This is a genomic window from Flavobacterium sp. TC780 (genome assembly GCF_056783245.1).
The window spans coordinates 1-10921 of record NZ_JBXBAV010000129.1; the positions used below are offsets into that span (position 1 = coordinate 1).

Genomic DNA, 10921 nt, shown 5'->3' on the forward strand with positions numbered 1-10921 from the left:
TTCTGACCTACTTCACTTAAGCTAATTGTTAGTGGGGAATTTACAATGTCAACTTCTTTAGTTTCCATACCTACGTAAGAAACTACTAGTTTGGTACTATTAGCAGGCATATCTATCACAAAATTACCATCAAAATCAGTAAGTACTGCAACCTTGCTCCCTTTTGCAAGTACAGTAGCTCCTGGTAAAGGGTCGCCTCTTTGATCAATTACTTTTCCTTTTACAACAGGAATAAATAAACTCTCAAACAATGAACTTGATACATTTATATCTTCAAAGCTACCTGCTTGAGAGCTATCCTTTTGTAATATAATTTGATTACTTACCTCTGAGTAAGTAATATTAAACGGTTTGAGCACACGATTAAGAATACTCGATAAAGTTTCATCATTTGCTTCAATACTCACTTTTTTATTCAGTTGAGTCATTCTTGAGTTGTACGAAAACTTAACTTTTGCTGATTTTTCAAGTTTAGATAACGCGTTATCCAAACTCAAATTCACAACGTCAATAGTTACTTTCGTGTCCAATTTCCTTTGTCCTTTCACACTATTTGCCATAGTGACACTTGAAAAGACAAATGCCAAGACAAACTGAAATAATGTTATTTTCATGATTCGAAAGAGTAATCGTTGTTTAACAACAGGTTTTTTCATAATTTTGGTTTGTTTAATTAATACTATTTACTGGGTATTGAGGAACATCACAAATTACTCTTTACAGAGAGCAATTTGATTTTATCTAAGCGTCGAGAATGTTACAGCATCTTCGGCGCTTTTTTTATATATCATTTTTTACATAAGTGTTAGGTTTTATTCACATCCATTAGATGTTATGATAATCTGATTTCCATTCATCTCATAACTAGTATTGTTACCAAGACTTTTACAAATAATTTTAAGTTTCTCTGGTAATGGCTGGTCACTTAATGAAGTTGTAAGATGGCAATCTTTAAGTTTTGAATGGGGAAAATCAATCTTTACCAAATATGCTTGTTCAATTGTTTTGAATATCTGGGTAACTGGAATATCAGTAAATTCGAAGCTTAACTGTTCAATATTACCTACAGAGTGCGCTAAAGACTCATCTAGTGTAATATCAGTAATCTTATTAAAAGTAAATCCCTGACGTACAAAACGTAAGGCTTGATTTGGTAATAAAACAACTTCTTTTCTTTTTGAACTCAAATTTGTAAGTAGTTCATTTGACCTTACTGTTACTTTCCCTGTACGAACAAGCACTTCAACATTAGGTTGGTCCGAATAAGCTTTAATCCTAAAGCTCGTTCCTACAACTCGTGTAACTATCTCATTGGCGAAGACGAAAAATGGTTTTTGTGGATTCTTACTAATTTCAAAAAAGCCTTCGCCAGATAGATAAACTTTTCTCTCGTTTCCTATAAATATTTTAGGATAACTTAGCTTACTGTTTGGCTTTAACAAAACAGAACTACCATCAGATAAAGTTATAATTTGTGATTTATTAGTATTATTGGTTTGCTCTACAAGACCTTCATGATTTTCATTTACAAGTTCTTTATAGGTAACAACTGTAGTATCTGTTTTTTCACTATCTACATAGTACCAACTAGCTACAAGTCCAAAAAACAAAACAGCAGCTGCCCCACTAAGCCAATAATTACTCCAAAATTTAAGTACAAGGGAGTTCGCTCCTTTTTGAGCAATTTCTTTTCTTTCAATCTTATTCCAAGTAGATTCTAATGCTAATTGAATATCTGATTGAGATAAAGTAGTCTCAGGAACATTCATTGCCAATAGCCACAAACGTGCTTCCTCTACTAATTTAGCGCGTTTAGAATCCTCTAAAGTCCATTCTTCCCAACGATCCAAATCTTCTTCAGATTTTACCCATGTCCGAAATGATTTATCAGCCAAAAAATCTTCTACTTCTGTATAATTGTTACGTTCTTGCATCTTAAAATAAGGGTTACAAAAACATAGAGGACAGTTTTTATTTTATATACTCACCAAATTATGATTTTTTTTACATTTAATTAAAAAAAATTAAAAAAGACCTGATGATAAGAGCAATAAAAGAGAAATATTGCCTTTCCATTCTTTACGAAGATTCAATAAAGCACGATGTAATAAATTGTTTGCTGATTGATAATTAACATTAAGCATAACTCCAATTTGTTCTACACTAAGCCCTTCGTTATATCTAAGATATAACGCCTCTTTTTGTCTTGCCGGCAAACTATTTAATAATTTATTAAGATGTGAAACTTTACCAAAAGTCTCTTCGTCAACAATAAGTTGTTGTTCTATCGAAAAATCAAATAAAAATTCAATCGAATCTATAGAAGTTGTTTTTCTAAAAATATGATCACGCTCATGAAGTCGAGCAATTCTCTTACGTACACTAGATAACAGATATGCTTTTACAACAACTGAATCATCTAAAGTTTCTCTGTATACCCAAATATCTGTGAATACATCCTGCACACAATCCTGCACTTTTTCATTAAAAGAAGGAAAAGCGAATTTCCATAACGAACCAAATGCGCATAATGTTTTTCAAAAAGTAATGAAAAAGCCTTTTCATCACCAGCCTTCAGATTATTCCATAGTATAGAATCATCAAGGATATCTACCTTAATTATTGTTTGGCTTTTCATAATTTGGTTTTGGTTAATTGGTAATTTTCAATGCAAACGTACTGACTTACAAGACAGTCGTAATTATCATTAAAGTTTTTTGGTTTAAGAATTTCAATGCTAACAAATAAAAACCTACATTTTATTTGTTTGATAAATTGATGTTCTACTGTATTTTTTAATTTATAAGCAGTAATCAATTTAACAAATAATTTTATTTTTATTAACATTTCAATGAGTTTCAATCTAGATTGTGTTACAACAATACGAATAAACACGCTTGTTTACAAAGCTTTACAACCCTAACTATTAGTGAACAGTTTAATAATAAATTCTATATATTAAACAAAAAATCTAAAAACACAAAAGTTAATTTTAACCTTATATTTAATGTTTTATTAACAAACATAAACAATTATGAATAGAAAAATAATTTATAATCACAAATTTTTAAAGAAATGTAACAATCAAAATGAAATTGCACTTTTTTATAGAATTTTACTTTTTTTGAGCATGTATATTAAAAATTCAATAACTTTAGGTTAATTTATTTCTTCTAATAAAAAAGCCAAAAAACATATAGACGATACCATTTATCATAAAAAAATAAACCATCTAACATTACATTTTTCACACTTAAAACACATTAAAAAACACAATATTCTTACAAAACATTAGTATTCCATCACATTAAACAAGAAAAAACAGCTTAATTTATACAGAATTTTTCCTGCAATATGTGCCTTTATTATTTTCTAACAACTTTAAAATTTTAATTATGACGTTTGAATATATAGAAATTGAAAGAGTAGAAAAACTTACCAAAAAAGATTTTATAGAAAACTATTATAAACCTCAAAAGCCAGTAGTTATAACTAATCAGATAGAAGATTGGCCTGCCTTCACAAAATGGAATTTTGACTTTTTAAGAGAAGTTGCAGGTGATAAAACTGTTCCTCTATACGACAATCGCAAAACTGATCATACCAAAAAAGTCAATGAACCCGATTTCACAATGACGATGTCTGAATATGTCGATATTCTCGAAAAAGGACCTACTCATTTACGCATATTTCTATACAATTTAATGAAAGATGTACCATCAATGAAAGATGATATGCGATGGCCAAAACTCGGGCTTAGATTAATAAAAAGTTTACCATTGGTATTTTTTGGAGGTCAAAATGCTAAAGTTTTTATGCATTATGACATTGATTTCCCTAATATATTCCACATCCATTTTCAAGGAAAAAAACAATGTGTCCTCGTTGATCCAAAAGAAACAAAATACATGTATCGCCTTCCCTATTCTTGGATTTGCAATGAAGATATAGATTTTGATAATCCCGATTACGAAAAATTTCCCGCTCTTAAATATGTAAAACCATATATTGCTAATTTACAGCATGGCGAAATGCTTTATATGCCCGAAGGCTGGTGGCACTATATGAAATATACTACTCCAGGATTCTCACTGAGCTTACGTTCCTTATCTGGCAAACCAACTAATGTAATCAAAGCATTTCTTAATGTAGCAGTCATACGCCATTATGATAACTGGATGCGAAAGCGTAAAGGACAAGCTTGGCTAGATTATAAAGACAAAGAATCCATTCGTAGAACAAATGCTTTATTGGAAAAACAATGATTAATCTTAAAAAAAACCTGCTACGAATTACACGATATTTTCACCATTAAGGGATTAATAAAAATTAAGTTTTATACTTAATAAAACTTAATTTCTTAATGGTTTAAATTTTATTTTGCAACAGCTTTACTTCGCATTCTTTGCGTATCCCGATAGCTATCGGGACTGCGTACTTTGCTGTTATTTTTTTTCAATCATAACTTCCTATCTACAATTCTAAAAGTAAGATTAATTCTTGGCAAGATATCTTTTGCAGTTTTAGGAACCTGATGCTGCCAAAAACTTTGCGTTGTTCCCCCCATTAATAAATATGATCCGTGATATAATGGTATTTCTAATTGTGGAATTTCTTTTTTAAATTTATGTCTTAGCTTAAACATTCGAGTCTCTCCAAAACTTACAGAGGCAATAATAGCATCTTTTCCAAAATTTTGTTCGCGATCACTGTGCCAGCTCACTCCATCATTTCCATTTCTATATAAATTAAGTAAAACACTATTGAATTTTACTTGTGTCTCTGCCTCTACTCGCTCTTTTATTTGCAATAATTCAGGTGTCCAATCTGGACAATCAAGTGCAACACCAATATTAGTTTGATCTTCATACCAAGAAATCATTCTTGGTACTTTGAGTGATTTATCATAAATTTCCATTTCATATTCGCGCCATGATGTTGTGTTTAACAGTACATTATAATAATTATCTGATTCTTCTTTAGTAAAAAGAGAATCGCACAAAATTAATTCGGTATCAGGCAGATCAAAAACCTTTTTCCCTCTATTACCACTTGTAAAAATTTCGGTATCATTAAAAAGTAGCATGCTTCTTGAATTAAGTAAAACGAACTAATAATTAGTCTCTTTGTTTTTATTTAAAACAAAAATAGTATATATCGTCACAAATTTCATATATTTACTGTGATAAATTATCCCATTAACATATGTCGTTATTTTCTGAAAATATTAAGCACCTTAGAGCCCGAAAAGAGATTTCACAACGTGAAGTAGCCGAAGGCTTAAATATATCTCGTGATCGCTATGCCAAATATGAAGATGGAAAAAATTCGCCTCCACCAGAAATATTAGTAGCCATATCCCGGTTTTTTCATATTAGTATTGACATACTACTTTCTGTAGAAATGAAAAAGATTCCCATGGGTGAATTGCTAAAACTGGGAGATAATAGAATACTGTTACCTATTACGGTAGACCGAAATGGTGATAACCTAATAGAGATTATTCCGCATAAAGCTAAGGCTGGGTATCTTACTGGTTATGCCGACCCCGAGTTTATCGAAAACTTACAACATATTTCCCTTCCATTTTTAGGACACGGAAAACACAGGGCTTTTCCTGTAGAGGGAGATTCTATGCCCCCTCATGAAAATGGTTCTTTTATAGTTGGTCGTTATATAGAGAATTTAGGTGAAGTTCTTGATGGCAGAACTTATATTCTTATTACAAAAACTGATGGTATCGTATATAAACGTCTTAACAAAAACGGAAAAAATGATTTAATGGCACATTCTGACAATACCTTTTATCCGCCATATTTAGTAAAGGCCTCTAATATTTTAGAGATTTGGGAATATGTATGCAACATTGGTCGAAATGATAAAGAGCAAAAATCTTCAGAAATAGACGATGTTAAAACAATGTTTTTAGAATTAAAAAATGAAATTAAAGCATTAAAAAACAGGTAACTTTTTATTCTACCCCATTTTTCTCTTTAAAGTTGGGTATAATATATCACCAAATTCTTTATAGCAATGGGCTTGCTTAAAAAGTCGGTTACATACCGATTGCTTTTAATACGTTTTATCTCCTCTCTTACTAATGAAGACGAAAGAACAAATATTTGAGTTTCATGTCTTAAATCATCTGAAAGTTTATCATACTCGATAAGAAACTCAAAACCAGTCATTATTGGCATTTGAATATCAAGAAGAATAACTAGAGATTGATCAAAACTTTTACGATTTTCTACAATCCATTCGATTCCCTCTTTACCATTATTAACTGCATTTACATGTGTTACTTCAAGTACCTTTTTAAGCAGTTGTTTTATAACTAGCTTATCGATATCGTTATCTTCTATCAGCAAAAATACATATTTAGATTCCATGGTGTCGATACTATTTTTTTGGGAAACATGGTATTAACATTTATCTTTATCTCTTAAATATTTAAATCATATGCTTTATTATAATCTAGGTATTGCTACTACAAACTTACTTCCAATAGTAAATTCAGATTCTATTTCAATGTTTCCGTTAAGACTTTTTACTGCTTCTTTCAGTATATAAAGACCTAACCCTGAACCTTTATTACTATCAATAACATAGAACATTTCGAATATATGTTCCTTAAATTCTGGCTTAATACCAATTCCGTTATCTATTACTTCTATTTTATAAAAATTTCCTTCGATATAAGTCTTAATTAAAATACGCATTTCTGGCTTACTTTCATCTGCATATTTTATAGCATTAGAGAGTAAATTATTTATGATGATTTTTAATCTAAGACCGTCACTTTTAATTACATCAACCAAAATTTCAATATCTACAATAATACGATCTGCATTTTTTATGTGTGTATGCTGTATTATCGCTCCTTCAAACAAGCTTATTAAACTTATGGATTCTAAAACAACTCCTTTTCTTTTATTTTTAGAATAATCTATAATATCACTTATAAATTGATCTTGCTTAATTAAACTTAGTTTCATCAAATTTAATATTCTCTTATTTGACCTAAATCATCTTCCATTTGCGCAATCTCTATCAGCCCTTTGAGAGAAGTAATTGGAGATCTTAAGTCATGTGAGGCGCTATAAACAAATCTATCCAGTTCTTTATTTGCAGGAATTAAATTTTCATTCTTAGCTTCAACTTCTTTTTTTGATATTATAATCTTTTTTACCATTATCGAAAAATAGATGCAAACGCTACTAACAATTATTAGAATAAAAATAATATTCGTAAATATCAATTGATCTTTAATTGCGCGTGTTCCTTCTCCTAGCGTATCCGAAAATTTGCGTTCATTTATTGTTAATTTATCACTTATTACACTAATTAAATTAAGAATACTTTTTTATCGGCCTCATTTAAACTACCCGTTTTTATTTTTTTATCAATAGTTTTTCCAATCTCAGCTAATTGATTAACTAAGTTATCTGCCTGTTCCCACTCATTAATAGCTTTTGCTAAAAAAGAAACGGATTTAAAATTCCTAAACAGCCAAATCATATCGTCTAAATCCTTTTCATGATTTCGACCGTCTCTTAATCCTTTTTTAATACTATTGATATCTCCATTACTTAAAAGCAAAATTCTGGCAATCCCATCACCTTGAGGAACTTTTAATTCTTCCAGATATAATTTCCACTGCTCTTCATCTTCTGTATACAAATATGTTATAAGATGTCTTACTGCATCTTTCTGCCCTTTGAATAATGTGACTCTCCATTAACATACGCTCTGTTTGCAGATAAAATCTTAACTGTAAAAAAATTAATAAAAATTAATAATGTACATGATAAAAAGACTATTAGTAAAAGAATGTAAACATTTGGGAGCTTTAGGTTTTCTATAATTTTGGTTTTCGGCATATTGTAAATAATGATTATGGGCATATTTATACCAAGTCAATTAAAATTGATTTAAATTTAAGCATTTATTAGATAATTCTAACAAAAAAAATAAAAGCACATACATTATTTTAACAAGTTTAACTTTATTTATAATATTAATTTAATCTCTGGGTCAAAAAAATTACACACTGTAAATCAGCACATCAAGTAAAATTCGCTTCAAAAATTAACATTTTATTATTATTCTACTTAACCTATAGATTTTATTATATCAAATTCTGAGTTACCTTTGCACAATAATTTAAAGGACTAAAGTAAAAAAGCACATTTAGTTGGCTTTAATTCTTCAAGAATTAAATATTTACTTTATCTTATTAATGATTACAAATAGTAAGATATGATAGAATTAAAAAATATAACCAAGAAGTTTTACAAGGCTGGAAGGGAAATTACAGCCCTTAATAATGTCTCCCTTCATGTACCAGAAGGGAAAATTTTTGGTGTAATTGGTACTTCAGGAGCAGGAAAGAGTACACTTATACGCTGTATTAACTTATTAGAAAAACCAACATCTGGTGATGTAATCATTGGAGGAAAGTCTTTATTATATCGTTCTAATTCTGAATTAGCACAAGAAAGAAGACAAATCGGAATGATTTTTCAACATTTTAATTTGCTTTCATCCAGAACTGTTTTTGGAAATATTGCTTTTCCGTTGGAACTAGCCGGAGTTTCTAAAGACGAAATAAAAAACAGAGTAAAAGAGTTACTAGAGCTTGTAGGCCTTGAAGAAAAAGTAAATGATTATCCTGCTAGTCTTTCTGGCGGCCAAAAACAACGTGTTGCTATTGCAAGAACTTTGGCCAATAACCCTAAAGTATTACTGTGTGACGAAGCTACAAGTGCTTTGGATCCAGGAACTACAAGGTCTATTTTAAATTTACTAAAAGACATAAACAAACGATTAAATATTACAATATTACTTATTACTCATCAAATGGAAGTTGTAAAAGCCATTTGTGATGAAGTTGCTGTAATTAGTAAAGGTGAACTAATCGAACAAGGAACTATTGGTGAGATATTTGCTAATCCAAAGCATCCTTTAACAAGTGAATTTATCGCATCATCATTGCATATTGAAATTCCAGAAATATATCAAGAACGTCTTTCTGTAGTTTATAAAAAAGGACTGAATCCTTTATTGCGATTAGAGTTAAATGGTAAATCGGTAAACGAACCTATCCTTACCCAAGCAGCTAGAAAATTTAATGTTAATGCCAATATTATAACTGCACAAACTGCATTTGCCGGCGATGTCAATTTTGGAATTCTTATTGTAGAACTTTCAGGTGATGAAAATGAGCAAAATCAAGCAATTAACTTTTTTAAAGAAAAACATATAAAAACTGAAATATTAGGCTATGTCTGAATCTATTATAACATTATTATTAAAAGGTACATTAGAAACCATTACAATGACCTTACTTTCTGGCTTTTTCGGTTTTATTTTGGGACTTCCAGCAGGTATATTCCTATTCCTGACTCGAAAAGGGCAAATTATGGAGCATGTTACATTTAACCGAATTTTATCGGTTATAGTGAATATATTTAGGTCTATTCCTTTCATCATTTTAATTGTCTGGATGATTCCTTTTACAAGAGCATTAGTAGGAACTTCTATTGGAGTTAGTGCTGCATTAGTTCCTCTTAGCATAGGAGCAGCTCCATTTATTGCACGCTTGGTTGAGAATAGTCTTTTAGGATTGCCTTCAGGACTGATAGAAGCAGCGAGAGCATTAGGTGCAACACCTTTTCAGATTGTTTACAAGGTATTATTGCCTGAAGCACTTCCTTCTATTATCAATGCCGCATCAATTACACTAATCACACTTGTAGGTTATTCAGCAATGGGTGGTGCTGTAGGTGCTGGTGGTTTAGGACAAATTGGATACCAATACGGATATATTGGTTATGACGCTACAATCATGAATATAGTATTGATCCTTCTTGTTGCGCTTGTATTTATAATACAATTTGTTGAAGATGCGCTTTCAAAACATTTTGATCACAGATAAAAATAATTTTAATTTTAAAATAAAACCATGAACACAAAAAATAAATTTTCAATATTACAGGAATACTACTACTTACATTAGTATTTGCCAACTGTGGAAAAGACAAAAAAAATGACCCTAATCATATTAAAGTTGGAGTTGCTGCAGGACCAGAATTTCGCGGTTGCCAAGCAGCTCAAAAAGTGGCTAAAGAAAAATACGGACTTGATGTAGAGCTAATAACATTTAACGATTATGTAGTTCCTAACGAAGCATTAAACCAAGGAGATATAGATGTAAATGCATTTCAGCATAAACCATATCTTGACGAGCAATCTAAACAGAGAGGATACAAACTAGCTATTATCGGGAAAACCTTTGTTTATCCTATAGCTGGTTATTCTAAAAAAATAAAATCTCTTAGCGAATTACAACCAGAAAGTACTATTATTATTCCTAATGACCCAACCAATGGTGGCCGTTCGTTACTATATTCCGAAAAAAACGGACTTATAAAGCTTAAAGACGGTGTTGGACTTTTGCAATAATAGTAACGAACGGCCGCCCATTGGTTGGGTCATTGAGAGTAGTCATCGCTGCTTTCTGGTTGTAATTCGCTAGATTTTATTTTTTTAGAATAACCAGCTATAGGATAAACAAAGGTTTTCCCGATAATAGCTAGTTTGTATCCTCTGTTTCAAGTACTCATATGGTTTATGCTGAAATGCATTTACATCTATCTCCTTGGTTTAATGCTTCCATTAGGACTGCAGTAATCGTTAGGACCTAGCTCTACGTGAGTCCATTATTTTTCTTTAGCCACTTTTTGAGCTGCTTCAGGCAACCGCAAATTCTGGTCTTGCAGCAACTCCAACTTTAATATGATTAGGGTCAGTAATTATTAAGCAGTAGTCTCCTACTAAGTATTGAAAATTTATTTTTTGTGTTAGTGGTTTTATTTTAAAATTAAAATTTTATTTTTATACTGTAGATCAAAATGTTTTG

At 30.7% G+C, this 10921-nt stretch carries 12 protein-coding genes and 1 pseudogene; 5 read left to right on the plus strand and 8 right to left on the minus strand.

Translation table 11 applies throughout. The features are described from left to right. From AC1RYN_RS14055 to AC1RYN_RS14065, 3 genes are all read right to left on the minus strand, one after another. Positions 1-656 (minus strand): STN domain-containing protein (locus AC1RYN_RS14055; RefSeq protein WP_481807455.1); only part of this gene is annotated, 656 nt, incomplete at its 3' end. A 156-nt stretch (positions 657-812) separates the two neighbouring features. Beyond that, positions 813-1934: a FecR family protein gene (locus tag AC1RYN_RS14060; protein WP_481807456.1), complete on the minus strand. Its 1122-nt coding sequence runs from the start codon at positions 1932-1934 to the stop codon at positions 813-815. 90 nt (positions 1935-2024) lie between these two features. After that, positions 2025-2465 carry an RNA polymerase sigma factor gene (locus AC1RYN_RS14065; protein WP_481807457.1) on the minus strand — a complete coding sequence of 147 codons (441 nt, stop codon included), beginning with the start codon at positions 2463-2465 and terminating at the stop codon, positions 2025-2027. A 930-nt stretch (positions 2466-3395) separates the two neighbouring features. Here AC1RYN_RS14065 and AC1RYN_RS14070 point away from each other — a divergent pair. Next, positions 3396-4265: a cupin-like domain-containing protein gene (locus AC1RYN_RS14070; RefSeq protein ID WP_481807458.1), complete on the plus strand. Its 870-nt coding sequence runs from the start codon at positions 3396-3398 to the stop codon at positions 4263-4265. Between the two features lie 194 nt (positions 4266-4459). Here AC1RYN_RS14070 and AC1RYN_RS14075 read toward each other — a convergent pair whose 3' ends face one another. Next, positions 4460-5086 (minus strand): alpha-ketoglutarate-dependent dioxygenase AlkB family protein, encoded by a 627-nt coding sequence (locus AC1RYN_RS14075; RefSeq protein ID WP_481807459.1) that lies wholly within the window; start codon positions 5084-5086, stop codon positions 4460-4462. A gap of 119 nt (positions 5087-5205) precedes the next feature. Between AC1RYN_RS14075 and AC1RYN_RS14080 the strand changes: the two genes are divergently transcribed. Further along, entirely contained in the window at positions 5206-5967 is a 762-nt protein-coding gene (locus AC1RYN_RS14080) for an XRE family transcriptional regulator (protein ID WP_481807460.1), read from the plus strand. A gap of 26 nt (positions 5968-5993) precedes the next feature. On the opposite strand, the gene AC1RYN_RS14085 is transcribed toward AC1RYN_RS14080, so the two are convergent. The 4 genes from AC1RYN_RS14085 to AC1RYN_RS14100 form a co-directional block, all read right to left on the minus strand. Then, a complete protein-coding gene (locus AC1RYN_RS14085) occupies positions 5994-6368 on the minus strand; it encodes a response regulator (protein ID WP_481807461.1) in 375 nt (124 codons plus the stop codon). A gap of 99 nt (positions 6369-6467) precedes the next feature. After that, positions 6468-6995, minus strand: a complete 528-nt coding sequence (locus tag AC1RYN_RS14090) for a sensor histidine kinase (RefSeq protein ID WP_481807462.1) — start codon at positions 6993-6995, stop codon at positions 6468-6470. A 5-nt stretch (positions 6996-7000) separates the two neighbouring features. After that, positions 7001-7192, minus strand: a complete 192-nt coding sequence (locus tag AC1RYN_RS14095; RefSeq protein ID WP_481807463.1) for a histidine kinase dimerization/phospho-acceptor domain-containing protein — start codon at positions 7190-7192, stop codon at positions 7001-7003. Between the two features lie 152 nt (positions 7193-7344). Further along, a complete protein-coding gene (locus AC1RYN_RS14100; protein WP_481807464.1) occupies positions 7345-7680 on the minus strand; it encodes a hypothetical protein in 336 nt (111 codons plus the stop codon). A gap of 579 nt (positions 7681-8259) precedes the next feature. On the opposite strand from AC1RYN_RS14100, the gene metN reads away from it, so the two are divergent. The 3 genes and pseudogenes from metN to AC1RYN_RS14115 all read left to right on the plus strand — a co-directional run. After that, positions 8260-9291 (plus strand): methionine ABC transporter ATP-binding protein MetN, encoded by a 1032-nt coding sequence (gene metN / locus AC1RYN_RS14105; protein ID WP_481807465.1) that lies wholly within the window; start codon positions 8260-8262, stop codon positions 9289-9291. Further along, positions 9284-9937 (plus strand): methionine ABC transporter permease MetI, encoded by a 654-nt coding sequence (metI, locus tag AC1RYN_RS14110; protein WP_481807466.1) that lies wholly within the window; start codon positions 9284-9286, stop codon positions 9935-9937. The genes metN and metI overlap by 8 nt, the downstream gene beginning before the upstream one ends. A gap of 44 nt (positions 9938-9981) precedes the next feature. Next, a pseudogene (locus tag AC1RYN_RS14115) lies at positions 9982-10458 on the plus strand (MetQ/NlpA family ABC transporter substrate-binding protein); the annotation flags it as partial. Between the last annotated feature and the right edge of the window lie 463 nt (positions 10459-10921).